This window comes from Silvimonas sp. JCM 19000, from assembly GCF_054652575.1.
The window spans coordinates 228363-244357 of record NZ_BAAIHC010000004.1 but is presented as its reverse complement, the minus strand read 5'-3'; the positions used below and the strand labels follow the sequence as shown (position 1 = coordinate 244357).

The 15995-nt window shown below is 59.1% G+C and carries 17 protein-coding genes and 1 other RNA gene; 10 read left to right on the top strand and 8 right to left on the bottom strand.

Annotated elements, in window-relative coordinates:
* Positions 1-30 precede the first annotated feature (30 nt).
* The gene (locus tag ACYQ1A_RS06195; RefSeq protein WP_499361044.1) at positions 31-795 is read left to right on the top strand and encodes a YdcF family protein; all 765 of its coding nucleotides are present in this window, start codon (positions 31-33) and stop codon (positions 793-795) included.
* Between the two features lie 79 nt (positions 796-874).
* On the opposite strand, the gene ACYQ1A_RS06190 is transcribed toward ACYQ1A_RS06195, so the two are convergent.
* The 6 genes from ACYQ1A_RS06190 to ACYQ1A_RS06165 all read right to left on the bottom strand — a co-directional run bounded on the left by ACYQ1A_RS06190 (position 875) and on the right by ACYQ1A_RS06165 (position 4317).
* A complete protein-coding gene (locus ACYQ1A_RS06190; protein WP_499361042.1) occupies positions 875-1657 on the bottom strand; it encodes a peptidylprolyl isomerase in 783 nt (260 codons plus the stop codon).
* 76 nt (positions 1658-1733) lie between these two features.
* A complete protein-coding gene (locus ACYQ1A_RS06185) occupies positions 1734-2000 on the bottom strand; it encodes a BolA family protein (protein WP_499361041.1) in 267 nt (88 codons plus the stop codon).
* 8 nt (positions 2001-2008) lie between these two features.
* Entirely contained in the window at positions 2009-2311 is a 303-nt protein-coding gene (locus tag ACYQ1A_RS06180; RefSeq protein ID WP_499361040.1) for a YciI family protein, read from the bottom strand.
* A gap of 4 nt (positions 2312-2315) precedes the next feature.
* Positions 2316-2963: a septation protein A gene (locus ACYQ1A_RS06175; protein WP_499361038.1), complete on the bottom strand. Its 648-nt coding sequence runs from the start codon at positions 2961-2963 to the stop codon at positions 2316-2318.
* 231 nt (positions 2964-3194) lie between these two features.
* Positions 3195-3292, bottom strand: an RNA gene (ffs, locus tag ACYQ1A_RS06170) — signal recognition particle sRNA small type.
* Between the two features lie 41 nt (positions 3293-3333).
* Positions 3334-4317 carry an asparaginase gene (locus ACYQ1A_RS06165; RefSeq protein ID WP_499361036.1) on the bottom strand — a complete coding sequence of 328 codons (984 nt, stop codon included), beginning with the start codon at positions 4315-4317 and terminating at the stop codon, positions 3334-3336.
* A 70-nt stretch (positions 4318-4387) separates the two neighbouring features.
* Here ACYQ1A_RS06165 and smpB point away from each other — a divergent pair, with 70 nt between their 5' ends.
* Positions 4388-4846 (top strand): SsrA-binding protein SmpB, encoded by a 459-nt coding sequence (gene smpB, locus ACYQ1A_RS06160; RefSeq protein ID WP_499361034.1) that lies wholly within the window; start codon positions 4388-4390, stop codon positions 4844-4846.
* A gap of 51 nt (positions 4847-4897) precedes the next feature.
* Here smpB and plsY read toward each other — a convergent pair whose 3' ends face one another.
* Positions 4898-5527, bottom strand: coding sequence for a glycerol-3-phosphate 1-O-acyltransferase PlsY (plsY, locus tag ACYQ1A_RS06155; protein WP_062222746.1), 630 nt, complete (start codon positions 5525-5527; stop codon positions 4898-4900).
* An 85-nt stretch (positions 5528-5612) separates the two neighbouring features.
* On the opposite strand from plsY, the gene ACYQ1A_RS06150 reads away from it, so the two are divergent.
* The 6 genes from ACYQ1A_RS06150 (at position 5613) to ACYQ1A_RS06125 (ending at position 12237) form a co-directional block, all read left to right on the top strand.
* Positions 5613-5969, top strand: coding sequence for a dihydroneopterin aldolase (locus ACYQ1A_RS06150; protein ID WP_499361033.1), 357 nt, complete (start codon positions 5613-5615; stop codon positions 5967-5969).
* A gap of 424 nt (positions 5970-6393) precedes the next feature.
* Positions 6394-7272, top strand: coding sequence for a Tim44 domain-containing protein (locus ACYQ1A_RS06145; protein ID WP_499361031.1), 879 nt, complete (start codon positions 6394-6396; stop codon positions 7270-7272).
* 146 nt (positions 7273-7418) lie between these two features.
* Positions 7419-7760 carry a hypothetical protein gene (locus tag ACYQ1A_RS06140; RefSeq protein ID WP_499361029.1) on the top strand — a complete coding sequence of 114 codons (342 nt, stop codon included), beginning with the start codon at positions 7419-7421 and terminating at the stop codon, positions 7758-7760.
* Between the two features lie 21 nt (positions 7761-7781).
* Positions 7782-8453: a Crp/Fnr family transcriptional regulator gene (locus ACYQ1A_RS06135; protein ID WP_053938593.1), complete on the top strand. Its 672-nt coding sequence runs from the start codon at positions 7782-7784 to the stop codon at positions 8451-8453.
* Positions 8454-8609: 156 nt separating this feature from the next.
* The gene (locus ACYQ1A_RS06130) at positions 8610-9596 is read left to right on the top strand and encodes an L-threonylcarbamoyladenylate synthase (RefSeq protein WP_499361027.1); all 987 of its coding nucleotides are present in this window, start codon (positions 8610-8612) and stop codon (positions 9594-9596) included.
* A 370-nt stretch (positions 9597-9966) separates the two neighbouring features.
* A complete protein-coding gene (locus tag ACYQ1A_RS06125; RefSeq protein WP_499361025.1) occupies positions 9967-12237 on the top strand; it encodes an Orn/Lys/Arg family decarboxylase in 2271 nt (756 codons plus the stop codon).
* 74 nt (positions 12238-12311) lie between these two features.
* Here the strand turns inward: ACYQ1A_RS06125 and ACYQ1A_RS06120 are convergent, their stop codons facing one another.
* Entirely contained in the window at positions 12312-12497 is a 186-nt protein-coding gene (locus tag ACYQ1A_RS06120) for a hypothetical protein (RefSeq protein ID WP_499361024.1), read from the bottom strand.
* Between the two features lie 322 nt (positions 12498-12819).
* On the opposite strand from ACYQ1A_RS06120, the gene ACYQ1A_RS06115 reads away from it, so the two are divergent.
* Together ACYQ1A_RS06115 and ACYQ1A_RS06110 are read left to right on the top strand one after the other, a co-directional pair.
* On the top strand, positions 12820-14373 hold the full coding sequence (locus ACYQ1A_RS06115; RefSeq protein ID WP_499361022.1) for a diguanylate cyclase domain-containing protein: 1554 nt from the start codon (positions 12820-12822) through the stop codon (positions 14371-14373).
* The gene (locus ACYQ1A_RS06110; RefSeq protein ID WP_499361020.1) at positions 14370-15980 is read left to right on the top strand and encodes a GGDEF domain-containing protein; all 1611 of its coding nucleotides are present in this window, start codon (positions 14370-14372) and stop codon (positions 15978-15980) included. Before ACYQ1A_RS06115 ends, ACYQ1A_RS06110 begins: the two co-directional genes overlap by 4 nt.
* The last annotated feature ends 15 nt before the right edge of the window (positions 15981-15995 follow it).

The following is a 15995-nucleotide window of genomic DNA, read 5'->3' as shown; positions in this document are numbered from 1 at the left end:
CTTTGTGCGCAGCCTATGCGTAGGTGACTGATGATCAAAACGTCTTATTTATTAAAGAACGCCATCGGCCGACTGGTGCTGCCGCCCGGGCTCTGCCTGCTGCTGCTGGCTTGCGCCGTGCTGATGTGGCGGCGCTATCCGCGCTTTGCCCGCTACTTGTGTGGCATCAATGTGCTGATTTTGCTGCTGCTTAGCCTGCCTGCGGTCAGCATCGCGCTACGCCAGACCATAGAACCGCCCCCGCTGAATCCGCAGGCTTTGGCACAAGCCGATGCCATTGTCGGGCTAGGCGGCGGCACGCGCTTTGGCGCGCTCGAAACCAGCGATGGACGTGACGTAAGCGAAGTGACCTTGCAACGCGTGCGTTACACCGCCAGCCTGGCGCGCCGCAGTGGCTTGCCGGTGGCGTTTACCGGTGGCGCTGCGTTTGGCGAAAAGATGTCCGAGGCTGAATTGATGGCGCGCAGCTATCACGACGACTTCGGCATGCAAGCGCGCTGGGTAGAGAATACGGCGTTTGATACCGGCGACAACGCGCGCTTTACCGCGCAAAAACTGCTGCCGCGCTATCGCCGCATTATTCTGGTTTCGAGTGCGTGGCATCTACCACGCGCCGTGCCTTTATTCGAACGCGCCGGCTTTATCGTTACGCCCGCGCCAACTGGCTATATCAGCACCCCACCCGCTTCGGCCTTGCTGTGGGTGCCGGATGTCGATGCCCTGTCCAACGCGTTCTGGACCCTGCACGAGGGGCTGGGCATCGTCTGGTATCGCTGGGGGCCAGGCGGACGTTAGGACTGCTGCGCGCGCAACCATAAAAAAAACGCCATGCATGCGCATGGCGTTTTTCTTGATCGCGGTAAGCCGGCAATACTTATTGCACGGTTGCCTTAGCGCGCAGATCTTCAACCAGCTTTTGTACGCGCTGACGTTGAATGCCTTGCTCGATCTCGCCCTTCACTTCTTCAAAGGCCGGACCCTTGGCATCACGCACGTCATCCAGCTTGATGATGTGGTAACCGAACTGGGTCTTGACCGGGGTATCGGTCATCTTGCCTTTTTGCAGCTTGGTCAGTGCGGAGGAGAATTCCGGAACGAAGTTGTTCGGATCAGCCCAGCCCAGATCGCCACCGTTTGCAGCGGAACCCTTGTCCAGCGACTTGGCCTTGGCGATATCGTCAAATTTCTTGCCTTTCTTCAGATCAGCAATGATGGCGTTTGCTTCAGCTTCGGTCTTCACCAGGATGTGGCGAGCGTGGTATTCCTTGCCCGACTGCGCAGCCTTCGCGCGGTCGTATTCTTTTTGCTCATCCGCAGTCGAAACCGGGTTGGCTTTAACGTAGTTGTTCAGGTAGGTGCCGATCACGATCTGTTGCTTGGCGGCTTCAAGTTGCGCTTGAACTTCCGGCGACTTGTCGGTGCCCTTCTTCACGGCATCCTGGTAGATCACTTCGTTGTTGATCAGCTGTTGCTTGATGCGATCACGCAGTTCCGGGCTGTCTTTCTGGCCGCGTTCAGCCAACTGCTTCACAAAGGCGTCCATCTTGCTTTGCGGAATGGCAACGCCATTGACCGTAGCAACCGGACCATCGGCGAACGCCGACACGGAAATAAGACCACCGATCAGCGCGAACGCGATTTTCTTGGTAGAACGCATTACAGATTCCTTGTTCGTTGTCGTGCTTGTATTTACGTTTTATTTTGACTGTGGACTGGTTGGATATAGCCGCAAATCAAAACTCTTCGGGGGCCAGCGCCTTGATGCTGAGCGCATGAATGCGCGTGGGTATCAAGTCAGCCAGCAATTCATAAACCTTGCGATGACGTGCCAGTTTACTTAAACCAGTGAATGCCGCCGCAACAATGATCACATCGAAATGCCCGCCACCACCCGACCCTGCGTGGCCTGCATGCGCCGCGCTGTCATCGTGCAACTCTATCGATTCAGCCTCAAGCGGTGCAAGACGGGCGTGGATTTCGTTTTCAAGCGTGCCGATCATACCAGAGCCTATGGCAGCACATGTTTGAACGGTTTAACCGTCACGGCGGTGTACACGCCCGTGCGTCGGTAGGGATCTGCCTCGGCCCAGTCAGTGGCCGCTTGCAGGTCTGCAAACTCAGCCACGATCAGGCTGCCAGTAAATCCGGCCGCACCCGGGTCAGCTGCATCAACCGCGGGAAACGGCCCCGCCAATACCAGACGACCCGCTTCTTTCAACGCTTGCAAACGGCCCAGATGCTCGGGCCGTACGGCAAGGCGATCAGCCAGGCTATCTGGTTTGTCTTCGCCCACTATGGCGTATAAAGCCATCGACTTACTCCGGATCGGCAGATGAATGGCCCGCCTTGACGGGTTCATCCACAAGATAACGGCTTAGTACCAAGCCCTGCGCCACCACAAACACCAGCGTCAGCACCAGGGTACCAAAAACCTTGAAATTGACCCAGGCTTCCTGGCTAAAAGTCAGAAACACCCAGATATTGAGCGCGCCCATGGCGGCAAAGAATGCCACCCAGGCCAGATTGAGATTGGTCCAGATTGGCTCAGGAAGTTCCATATTCTGGCCCATCATCGATTTCATCAGGTTGCGGCCCTGGAATACCTTGGCCCCCAACAGGATGATCGCAAACAGCCAGTACAGCGCTGTGGGTTTCCATTTAATGAAGGTGTCGCTGTGGAAATACAAGGTGGCGCCGCCAAAAACCGCCACCAGCGCAAAACTGAGCAGCAGCATCGGCTCGACCTTGCGCCATTTGATCAGTGCCCAGATCACCTGCACGGTGCTGGCCACGATGGCTACGCCGGTGGCGATGTAGATCGGGATGTTCTTGATGTCTTCGGGGGAAGTGATATTGAGCGTATGTGCGACCCAGGCGCATAGCGGCGCCGCAATCGACAATTTGGCGCCGTAGTAAGCGCCAAAGAACAGCAAAATGGGGAACAGATCGAAGAAAACCTTCATAGTCAATAACGCTCCGTGGTTGGCGCATTATCCATTCGACGTGCCATGCTGACAAGGTTCATCAGGACGAAAAAAAACGCCGTGACGAGCACGGCGCTAAATTCCACTGGAGATACACGAAGCATCAGCTTGCGAAACAGATGATGCCTGGATCTCGACAGTGCGATATTGATCAAGATCAACAACGCCGCAGAGTGCTTCTGGATTTTTGCTGGCATTGCGAAGGGAAGAGGTGGCGAGCCCGACCCCCGGCACTGGCATCAAAGGCTGTGGCTGCTTCCTTCCGGACCTGACCAGGTTCACCTCTTAGCCATGCGGGGAGACCCGCCATAGAGAAGCGCGACTATAGCATCGTTATTTGAGAATTGCATCAGAAACGACGTGCTTCCCCTGCGATATCGCGCAAGAACAATTCGCGTTGTGCCGCCAGAGGCAAGGCTTTGCCGGCTATCCAGTGCAGTTTGGCGACGGCAGCCTCGGGCGTCATGTCGCCGGCATCCAGAACGCCCGCATCGAGTAGAGCCTGGCTGGCCGCGTACGCGCCCATATGCACGCGACCGCGCCAACATTGCGTGCAATTGACAACCAGCGTGGACGTCGCCAGTTGCTGCAACGCCTGCGTCAACCCGGGATGCGACGGGATATTGCCGCTACCCAGGGTCTCGAGCACCACGCCGTCGAGCTGCGTATTTAATAGCTGATCTGCCATCCACTCGATGCCAAAGCCTGGCGTGATGGGCCATCGCACAATGCGCGCGTCGGCCCGAACTGGCTCAAAACCCGAAAAAGAGGTCGCATCGGGCAGCATGCCCGGCAGTGCCCAGCCCTGGCCGAATGTGAGTGCAACCGGCGCCTGATTCGGGCTGGCGAAAGCAGCATCGGCTTCACAGTCGGCTTTGCGCACCCGATTGCCTTGCAGCAACATCCCATCAAAAACCACGCCTACGCCGCGATACCCACCCGACCGCGCCAGCAGCAAGGCGGCCTCGACGTTGCGTGGGGCGTCACTGTTATCAGACTCCCACGCCCGCTGCGCGCCGGTAATCAGCACCGGTTTGGCTATCCCGGCCAACATAAAAGACAGCGCCGCTGCGGTATAAGCCAGGGTATCGGTGCCGTGCAGCACCACAAACGCATCCGCCAGATTGATCCGATCACTGATATCCTGCCCGATCCGGTTCCAGTCATGCGGCGTCATATCGCTCGAATCCAGCAGCGGCTGGTATTCAATGACTTCAACGTCTGGATAGCGCGCGCGCAGTTGTTCCGTCAAAAAACCAGGCGCGGGCGCCAGGCCGTTGGGGCCGACCCGCATGCCCAGCGTGCCGCCGGTGTAAAGTACGCAAATGTGCACAGCAATACCTCGAAATGGCGCCAGCCGCTACAATCTAGCCCTGTAACTCCGTGACGCACCAAAGAAACTGATGACTATCGTCGACAACCGCAAAGCATTTCACGATTACTTTATTGAAGACCGCCTTGAAGCCGGCATCGCGCTTGAAGGCTGGGAAGTCAAATCGATTCGTGCCGGCCGTGCCGCTCTTAAAGAATCTTATGTGACGTTCATGCACGGCGATTTCTATTTGATCGGCGCGCATATTTCACCATTGCCCACCGCCTCGACGCACGTCAAGCCGGATCCCACGCGCAGTCGCAAATTGCTGATGAAGCGCAGCGAGATCAATAAGTGGTCGGATAAGGTGGATCGCTCGGGCTATACCGTCGCGGCGCTTAACATGCATTTCCAGCGCGGCTATATCAAGCTTGAAATCGGTCTGGCCAAGGGCAAGAAGCAGCACGACAAGCGCGAAGCGACCAAAGAACGCGAATGGGAACGCGAAAAAGCACGGCTGGTGCGCAGCAATAATCGCTCCGGGGATTAACGGGCGCCTGCTCGAATCAAGCCCGGGCGGCCCGGCCGCCCTGCTCCCGCATCAATCGGCGCTATCTTGCTGGCCGCTCTCGTCGCGACCGGTAATGCGCCGCTCGCTGCCGCTTAACAGCCCGCGGATATTCTTGTGATGGCGTGCGATCAGCAGCAGCGAGATCGCTGTCACCGCCAGTACGCTGGCGCGATCCGGCATAAAGTACCAGGCGAGCACTGGCGCGATCAATGCCGCGACCAAGGCCGCCAAAGAAGAAATCTTCATGCCTTTGGCGATGATCAGCCATACCACCAGTACGATCACCCCAACGCGCCAGTCCAGCCCCAGCAACACGCCCAGGGCGGTTGCCACGCCTTTGCCACCGGCAAAGCGGAAGAAGATCGGCCACATATGGCCTAGCGTTACTGCCAGTGCTGCCGCCGGAATCAGCGCAGCATCCAGTTGCCACCACGATACCAGCGCACGTGCCAGCAAGACCGCGACCAGACCTTTTATGGCGTCGCCGAGCAGCGTCAGCGCGGCCGCTTTGCGATTACCGCTGCGCAACACATTGGTGGCGCCAGGGTTGCCCGAGCCGTAAGACCGTGGATCAGCGAGGCCCATGCCGCGCGACACGATCACGGCAAAAGACAACGAGCCGATCAGATACGCGGCCACGACCACAATAAACGACTGCATGTTGGATGAATTCCACTACAATAACGGGCTTCGATTGTAAGCGATTCGTCGCCTGCCCCGTCAAACAAGCTGCGTCAGATACAACATGGATCATATTTTCTTGCGCGAAGTCCGCGCCACCACACTGATCGGCTGGTATGACTGGGAGCGCACCGCGCAACAGCCGGTGATACTTGACCTTGAAATCGGCCTGCCGTCGCGCGATGCCAGCGCATCGGACGATCTGGTCGATACCATCGACTACGACAAAGTGGTGCAACGCCTGCGCGCCAGTCTGCAGCAACAGCAGTTTTTGCTGCTCGAAGCGCTGGCCGAACACATCGCCACACTCCTGCTTGGTGAATTCAAAGCGCCGTGGGTCAATGTTGCTGTAACCAAGCCCGGCATTCTGCAAGATGTGGGCCAGGTGGGCGTCCGCATCGAGCGCCACGCTGCGGCGTAATAGATCTACATTCTTTTGATCGTTCTGATCACACCCTTGACGCACCTGCGTTGAACCCCGTCGCGCGCGCGGAGTCTAGTGCTTGCAAGACCGTCGCCGCCACTTACCCTTGTAAGATTAATCCGAACGCAAACTGACAAACTGTGGACTGACGTGCCGTGTTGGCTTGTGGCAAGCGCGGAGCCCCGTGCAAAACAAGGCCGGGTGTCGCGCTGATACCACGACCCTGTTGCCGTCGGAACGGGCACCCAGCGGCTGATATAGACCGTCTGTAGCGCCAATGCGGTAGAAAAGCGGTTTTGGGTTATACAGAAAAAAGTGCATGCATCACCATAGAGACGCTCGCCATTTAAGCCCTCCCTAATGTACGATCCAGCTTGCTGAAAAATGCAAACTGACAAACGTTTGACATGGACTTTTATTAATGCTGAATAGATTGACCGGATCGCGCCTGTTTCTTGCGACGCTTATTCTGGCTCTTACCCTTGGTGCGCAAGCCGAAGCGGCTCGACTGGGGGGCGGCCGTTCTGCGGGCATGCAGCGCGGTCAGATCAGCCGTCAGGCCCCACCGCCCCAGCGTGAAGCGCCGCAGGCGCCCCCCGCGCAACGCGGTAACGCGGGCGTGGGCACGGCACTGGCTGGTGCCGCGGTGGGCGCGGCCGCCGGGTATGCGCTGGCACGCAGCGGCAACAATCATGCATCCGGTGCGGCTGAATCGAGCGGTGGCGTGCCTTGGGGCTGGCTGCTGTTGTTGGGTCTGTTGACGTTCGCCGGCTTTATGTTCTTGCGCCGCCGTGAGCGGCCCATTGTGAATGCCTACCCGGAAACCCGACCGGTACCGGGCTGGAATGACCCGACCAAACTGAATACCCAAGGCCAGAAGGTTTATCGCATTGGCGAAAATGCCATGAGTAATGGCCAGCAAGCGCCGCAAAAACTGCCGGAAGGCACCGATACGGCCGCGTTTTTGCGCCACGCCAAAGCCAGCTTCCAGCATTTGCAGGCGCTGAATAGTCCGGATCAGCTCGAAGAGCTACGGAAATACCTCACACCGGAACTTTTCACAGCGCTGCATGACGAAATCGACGCCAATCGCGATATCGCCGACTTTCCGTCGCTGGATATTGATTTGCTGGACGTGGCTGAACAGCCCGGCCAGGTTGTTGCCAGCGTGCGGTTCAAAGGTCTGGTCAGCGAACGCGTTAACGCCCCGGCCATTCCGTTTGAAGAAGTCTGGCATTTCACCAAGCAACCCGCGCCGGGCGCGCGCTGGTTACTGGCTGGCATCGAGCAACCCGTATAAGCAAGGGGCGCTGCGGCGCCTTTTGTTTTAAACAGCAGTGCGCGGCGCTCGCGGTGATGGCAAAAGCGTTCTAAAGTAGGTACGGTTCAACCCGATATAACGTAAACCAGGATAACCGAGGTTGAATGATGTCGCGATGTGTACTGATGAGCCTGACCATGGCGTTGGCGGCGTTGGGCATGACCGGGTGTGATCAGGTCAATACGCTGCTCAACAAACAGCAAGCTAATGGCAAGGCGATCGGCGCAGCGTGCCGCGAGAGCGGACGCGGTCTGGAGGATTGTTACAAGCGCAACGGGCGGGTCGCCAAAGCAGATATTTTTGGCGGCTGGCGAGAAATGAACGAGTACATGATTTCCAAAAAAATGGAGATCGTGCCTCCGCCTCCTGATAACTGCGGTCCAGGCGACGCGCATGACGATGCCACCGAGACACCGAAGAGTAATGCATCAGCAGCCTCAGCCGCTGCGAAAGCACACGACGGTTGAGTTCCAGGAGACGTTAGATAAATGGATACAACCTTGAAGAATTTCTTGAGCAACATACCCGCCTTCGAGGATTTCTCGGAAGAGGATCTGGAAGTCGTCCTGCAGGCTGCGGTCAAGCGCCACCTGCCCAAGGGCACTTTCCTGTTCCGCGAAGGCGACCCGGGCGAAGCGATGTACTTACTGGTCGAAGGCCGTACACGCTCATTTACCAGCGACAACCAGGGCAAAGAATTCGTCTTTTTGATTGGCGAGCCCGGCGATGTGTTCGGCGAGGTGTCGATGATCGACGACTCACCGCGCAGTTGGTCGGCGCAGGTCGAAGAAGACTCCACCTTCCTGATGTTTACCAAGCAGGATTTCCGCACCGCCATGGATGCGTATCCCCAGCTTAAAGACAAGCTCATCCTCAATCTGGCCCGCATGGTGCGCAATCTGTCTGCCACCATGAAAAACCTGGCGCTGCTGGATGTTTACGGCCGCGTCCGGGCGCTGTTTGAAGGTTTGCCGCAAGAAGAACAGGAAGGCGGCGTGGTGATGATCACCGAACCGCTGACGCAACAGGCGATTGCCGATCGCGTCGGTTCCTCGCGCGAAATGATTGCGCGCATTCTTAAAGAGCTGGTTTTCGGCGGCTATGTGCGCCTGGAAAACAAACGCATCATCCTGCTGCAAAAGATGCCTGAGCGCTTCTAAGCGCCTTGCCAGCAGACCCAACGGCCCGCCTATGCCTCGCAGCGGCGGGCCGTTGTGCGTCCATCCGCCGGCAGCTGGCTGCATGCGCGCGCCGGGGTGGACTGGATTGCCGGTATAATCATGCCCTGCCCCCACCCCTGAATTGAAGTTTGCGCCATGCCTGTCTTACCTGTTTCCGCTGCCAGTCTCGATCTCGCTATCCATGCATTACGCGATGGCCGCCTTATCGGCTTGCCTACAGAAACCGTCTATGGCCTGGCCGCAGATGCAGATAACTCGGCTGCGGTCCGCGCGATTTTTGCGCTTAAAGGCCGCCCCGCTGATCACCCGGTCATCGTTCACATCGCCGGGGCGCAGCAATTGCAGCAATGGGCGCAAAACATTCCCGATGCCGCGTGGCAACTGGCCGAGGCTTTCTGGCCGGGCCCGCTCACGCTGATTTTGCCACGCCAGCCGCATGTGCCGGACGCAGTGACGGGCGGACAGGATACGGTCGGTTTACGCGCACCATCGCACCCGGTGGCGCAGGCCTTGTTGCAGCAGTTTGGAGGCGGTCTGGCGGCGCCGTCGGCCAATCGCTTTGGCCACGTCAGCCCGACCACGGCGCAGCACGTCCATGACGAATTTGCTGACGCCTTGCCGATTGTGCTGGATGGCGGCGCCTGCGATGTTGGCGTTGAATCCACCATCGTTGGCCTGGCGGCAGGCGCGCCGACCTTGCTGCGGCCGGGTGGCGTAAGTCGAGAGGCGATTGAAGACGTACTGGGATTGCGCTTGCAACATCATCAGAAGGCCGACACCGCCAAGGTACGCGTCTCGGGCCTGCTCGATTCCCATTATTCCCCGCGCACACCATTGATTACGGGCGCAGCGCAACGGGTCAATGATCAGGCCTATCTGGCCTTTGAACGCGGTGAACGGGTTGCGCTGATCAGCTGTGGCCCAGCTGCCCCCGTCTGTGGTCTTGACCAGGTGGCGCTGGCGGCCGAGCCCACCGAATATGCGCGCCAGATCTACGACACGCTCCGTCAACTTGATCGTGGCAATTATCACGCTATTTATCTGCAATTGCCCCCGGCCAACCCGGCCTGGCTGGCCGTGCACGACAGGCTGCATCGGGCTGCACACCAACGCCTGGGCTGATCCCAGCGGCAGACGCCAACGTCTGCGAATCCACTCTCAAAAAGCTGCTAATTGCGAGAAAAGCGCCGACATCAGGCCGCAGGGGCGGCACGTGATGCGCATTTCATCAATTCGCCATTTTCAACGCGGCAAAACCGGTTAATATACGCGCCTTTCACGGACGTCCCAGACCGGTATAGAACCGGCGGCAAGCCTTGCCCTGCAACGTTTTAACGCCTGCCAGGTCAGAGCCCGCAGCCGCCGTCCACCGCCATGCGGAGGATGGGTCTTGTGCCTGCACCCCAGGCACACGGCCCTAGCGCCCATTTTTTAGTTGCGCCTATAAGCCTCGTGCCCGAAGCGCTAATGTTTTTTACAGAAGGACATTGGCATGCGTTTTTATTTTCCCCTCGTTATCATCGATGAAGATTTCCGCTCGGAAAACACCAGCGGATCAGGTATTCGTGAACTTGCCGCAGCCATCGAGGCCGAGGGCATGGATGTCATCGGCTATACCAGCTATGGCGATCTGACTTCATTCGCGCAGCAACAAAGCCGCGCGGCCGGTTTTATCCTGTCGATTGATGATGAGGAATTCGGTGGCGGCAGTGCCGAAGAAACGCAACATGCGCTGACCAGTCTGCGCCATTTTGTGGAAGAAATTCGCCGTCGCAATCCGGACATCCCGATCTATCTGTATGGCGAAACCCGCACCGCCCGCCACATCCCCAACGATGTGCTGCGCGAACTGCACGGGTTTATTCATATGCACGAAGACACGCCCGAATTTGTGGCGCGTCACATTATCCGCGAAGCGCGTTCCTATCTGGATACGCTGGCCCCGCCGTTCTTCCGCGCGCTCACGCATTACGCTCAAGACGGTTCGTACAGCTGGCACTGCCCGGGTCACTCTGGTGGCGTCGCGTTTCTGAAGTCGCCGGTGGGTCAGATGTTCCACCAGTTCTTTGGCGAAAACATGCTGCGCGCCGACGTGTGTAACGCCGTTGACGAGCTGGGCCAGTTGCTGGATCACACCGGCCCGGTGGCTGCATCAGAACGCAATGCCGCGCGCATTTTTAATGCCGACCATTTGTTCTTTGTTACCAACGGCACCTCCACATCCAACAAGATTGTGTGGAACAGCACCGTGGCGCCCGGCGATATCGTGGTGGTCGACCGCAACTGCCACAAGTCCATCCTGCACGCCATCATGATGACCGGCGCGGTGCCGGTGTTCCTGATGCCCACGCGCAACCACTACGGCATCATCGGCCCGATTCCGCGCAGCGAATTCGAGCCGGAAAACATCCGCCGCAAAATGCTGGCCAACCCGTTCTGCCGCGAAAAGCTCGAAGCCGACCCGGACGTCAAACCGCGCGTGCTGACCATTACGCAGTCCACCTACGACGGCATCATGTACAACGTCGAAGAGATCAAGGGCTTGCTGGATGGCAAGATCGAGACGCTGCACTTTGACGAAGCATGGCTGCCGCACGCCGCCTTCCATGATTTCTATGGCGATTACCACGCCATTGGCGAAGGCCGTCCGCGTTGCAAAGAGTCGATGATTTTCTCCACCCAATCCACGCACAAACTGCTGGCGGGCTTGAGCCAGGCGTCGCAGATTCTGGTGCAGGATGCGCAAGAGAACCAACTCGACCGCGACATCTTCAACGAAGCCTATCTGATGCATACCTCCACCAGCCCGCAGTACGCGATTATCGCCAGCTGCGATGTGGCGGCCGCGATGATGGAAGCACCAGGCGGCACCGCGCTGGTGGAAGAATCGTTGTCCGAAGCACTCGACTTCCGCCGCGCCATGCGCAAGGTGGACGAAGAGTACGGTGATTCGTGGTGGTTCAAAGTGTGGGGCCCGGCTGATCTGACCGATGAAGGCCTCGACCACCGTGATGCATGGATGCTGAAGGCGGGTGAAGAATGGCATGGTTTCGGCGATGTGGCCGAAGGCTTCAACATGCTGGACCCGATCAAGGCCACCATCATCACCCCGGGCCTGAACATGGCCGGCGACTTTGCCGAGACCGGCATCCCCGCTTCAATCGTGTCCAAATATCTGGCCGAGCATGGCGTGGTGATCGAGAAAACCGGCCTGTATTCGTTCTTTATCCTGTTCACCATCGGCATTACCAAAGGCCGCTGGAACACGCTGCTGACCGCGCTGCAACAGTTCAAGGACGATTACGACAAGAACGCGCCGCTGTGGCGCATCCTGCCGGAATTCGTGCAGCAGTTTCCGCAGTACGAACGCATCGGCCTGCGCGATCTGTGCCAGCAAATCCACGGTATCTACAAGGCTCGCGATGTGGCGCGCCTGACCACCGAGATGTATCTGTCCGACCTGGTGCCGGCACTGAAACCGGCCAAGGCGTTTGCCAAGATGGCGCATCGCGAAATCGAACGCGTGCCGCTGGACGAACTGGAAGGCCGTATCACCGCCGTGATGCTGACACCGTATCCGCCGGGCATTCCCTTGCTGATTCCGGGCGAGGTGTTTAATCACACCATCGTGCAATACCTGAAGTTCGCTCGCGAATTCAACAATAACTTCCCCGGCTTCGAGACCTATATCCACGGTCTGGTCGCCGTCAAGGAAGGCAATACCACCACCTACTTTGTTGATTGCGTGGCCGACGCCAGCTAATCGCCAGCGTAGCGCCCAAACAAAAACCGCCACCGGGCAACCGGATGGCGGTTTTTTTATTGCTGCGACGGCGCTTACTTGTCGTTATCGCCGGCTTCGATCTTTTTCTGGATCAGGCGTTCGACCAGTGATTTGCCTTTGGGGCGATCCTGGTTGCCCGAAGAATCTTTGCCAAAACGGTCCGGCGAACCCTTTTTGCGGATGTCTTCCTTGATCTTGATTGCGGCCAGACGCTGCAGATCGTAATGATTGATAGGCATGGCGCCTCCTGCTCAGGGTGTTACATAAAGGCGGCAGTATACAGGGATCGCACGCGCCTGCCGTGCCATCCGGCGTTCACGCGGGCGGTCGCCACGGTTTGAAACTGCGTGGCGCCCCAGCTTACGTTTACGCTTACACAGCCCCTTGCTGAGCGATTTTTGTGCATGGCCAGCGCAACTCTTATCTTTTGCGCACCTTCAAACTTACGAAAACGGCAGGATATGGCAGGAAAACGACAAACGGACTGTCTACATGAGCAAGAAAGAATTTTCTAATATAGACTGACCCGTCGATCCCACAACCACAAGCACGTCTGCCGCCGTGAAAACCGTAAACGCCTCCGCGTTGCTCGAAACTGCCTGCTCCAAGGTGGATTCGGATGCCGGGCTGGCCCTTAAACTGGCCCGCCAGGCAAGGCGCGCCTGCGCGCCAACGGCGCTGGAAACGCTGGCAGAAAGCTGGGAAGTGGAAGCCCGCGCGCGATGGGCGTTGATGCATTTTCGCCAAGGCGCGACGGCAGCGCGGCGTGGGCTTAAATTGTGTGACCGTCTGCCCGATCTGCGCGCGCGCGTGCTCTGGGTGCTGGCGGAATGCCAACGCGCCCAAGGCCGTTATGGCGTAGCGCTGGACACCTGGATGGCGACGCTGGAGCTCAGCATGCTCAGCCGCCAACCGCATCTATCCGCCCTTGCCTATCTGGGCATCGGCAACTACTACCAGATTATCGAAGAGCCGCAGCGCGCCATGGCATTGCGGCGCCAAGCCTATGATTTTGCTTGCCAAAGCGGGCAGCCGCGCATCATCGCGCAATGCGCGATCGCGCTGGCAGGCGATTACACCCGGCAACGTCTGATCCGCCAGGCGCAGCCGCTGCTGCATGCGGCACAAGACCTGGTTTCGGCTGAAGCCAATCCGACCTGGCTGGCCGAAATTCACTATTACAACGGTCTGATCGAAGCGCAAAACGGCAACACCGCCCGCGCCACGCGCGAGCTGCATGAAGCGCTGCGCATGGCCAATGGCGGCGCGCCCTGGGTCGAAGTGCAATGTCTGAACGAGCTGGCCCGTCTGCACCGGCACGCCCGCCAGTTTGACGAGGCCGTGGTCTGCCTGCATCAGGCCATTGCCGCGGCCCATGCCTTCGATACCGGCTATTTGCTGCAATCCCTGTATCTGTCTTTGTGCGCCGCAGAAGAAGCGCGCGGGCATTTTGCCGAGGCACTGGCCGCGCACGAGGCCTATCACGATGTGCGCTTGCGCTACCTGTCCAGCCTTGATGACCCGGGCAGCCGCCCTTCGCACCGGCGCCTGGCGCAGCTGGAATTGCGGCTTGAAGTGATACAGGCACGCAAAGAGACCGACCGTTTGCTGGAGCGCCACGCCTCCAACGCACAACGGCTGGCCACCCAGGCGCGCCAGACCCTGCGCAGCGAGTTGGCACTGATTGATCGCGGCGGGCTGGAGCAAGAACTGGGGCGCCTCGATGGCCAGACGGTCACCCTGCTGAATGTGCGACTGGAAAACCTCAACGCCATCAGCGAGCGTTATTCCTTTGCCACCGGCGACCAGATGCTGGCTGATCTCGGCCGCGCGCTCGCCACATTTACGCTGCGCCACGCCTGGTTTGCCGCGCGTTATTCAACCGCCAGCTTTGTGCTGATCGTGCCCGGCGAGCAACTCGATGGCGTGGTCAAGCCCTTGTTGCAAGCGCTCGAAGCGCTGATTGCCACCATGCAGACCGAGCCGCAGCCGCGCATTGTGCTGCGTGCCTGTCGCGTGCACGATCACCGCACCGCGTTCCGCAGCGTGCTCAAGGCACCGCCGCTCGCACATTTGCCGCGGACCACGTTTGATGCAATGGACTTGTTGCCATGAGCCTCGAACCCATCACCCTGCTCGACGCCGAACTCGATCGCGTGCGTTTGTTTCTGAAATCGGCGCCCGACGAAGCACGCCGCGCCGCACTCGATATCGCGGAAGAAGCCAGCGTATTGCGCGCCCGCAAAACGCTGAGCCGGGCGCAGCTGTACCACGCGCTGGCACTGAGTTGGGAAGGTGAGGACGCTGCCGCTGGCTTGCTGGAAAAAGCCATCGACCTGGCGCGCCGCCAGCGCCTGGATGCGGACTTGCCGATGGCTCTCGACCGCGCAGCCGACCTGGCGCTGATGCACGGCCGCTTTGACATGGCGATGCGCCATTGGGTGGAGTGCCTCGAATATGCGATGGAAGCGCAAGACACCGCGATGTGCGTGTGCGGCCATCTAGGCGTTGGCAAGATCTATTACGCGCTGGAAGATTACGAGCAAGCCAAGTCGCATCATTTGCGCTCGGCTGGCTACGGCCTGGCGTTTTACGACCCGACCATCTACAGCGCAATCTATCTGTGCCTGGCCACCGATTACCTGCGCCTCGGCCAGATCCCCAGCGCCTTTGTCGCGCTCAAGATTGCCCACGATGCGCTGCCCGAAGTGCAGGGCTATGAAGCCTGGCATGTGGAACTGGCGGTGTATTACGCCGAGGCCCATGCCGCTGCCGGCCATGCCGAAGAAGCGCAGCGCTGGATCAGCCAGGCGCTGGCCTTGTCGCGTGATGCAGGCCCCTTGTTCCGATGGGCGCGCGCATTGGCCTTGCTGTCGCATGGCACTTATCTAACGCGCAACGGCGATCCCGAGGACGCCATTCAATCGCTGCATGAAGCACTCGAATTTGCCACCGCCGTGAATGCCTCATGGCAGACGCTGCAAGCACATCGCTTGCTGTACCAGTTGTATAAAGACGGCGCGCAACATGAGCTGGCGTTGTTGCATCACCGTGCTTTGCATCAATGCCAGATCACGCTGCAACAACGCGCGCGTGAGCAGCGCCTGCAACGCGCGACGCAACGGCGTTTGCACAAGCTGGAACAACGTATGGAGCTGGAGCAGGCGCGCCACGAAAACCATCATTTGATGGCACGGGTGCAGACGCATGAACAGACCATCCAGAACCTGTCGAGCGCGGCGCAGACTGACCCCTTGACCGGCGCATGGAACCGGCGGGCGCTGGAAGAGCGCCTGCAAACCTTGCATGCCGAAGCCCGCGGTTCACAACAGGCGATGTCCGTGTTGATGATCGATCTGGATCACTTCAAGGAAATCAACGATCGCTTTACCCATCTGGTGGGCGACAAGGTCTTGCAGCAGGTGGTCAAGCTGATCGGCCAGACTTGTCGCAACAACGAATTCGTGGCGCGCTATGGCGGCGAAGAATTTACCCTGCTACTGCCCGGTGCCTCGCTGGAGGCGGCCAGCCATGTGGCAGAACGTGTGCGCCATGCGGTGGCGGCTTATGACTGGCGCGCCATCGAGGCAGAATTGCACGTTACGGTCAGCATAGGCGCGGCCGCGCTGCGCAGCGATGAGCCGCATCAGGCTTTGCTGGCACGCGCGGACATGGCCTTGTATGCCGCTAAACGCGCGGGCCGCAACCGCATCAATGCCTGAGTGGGCGCGGCAGGT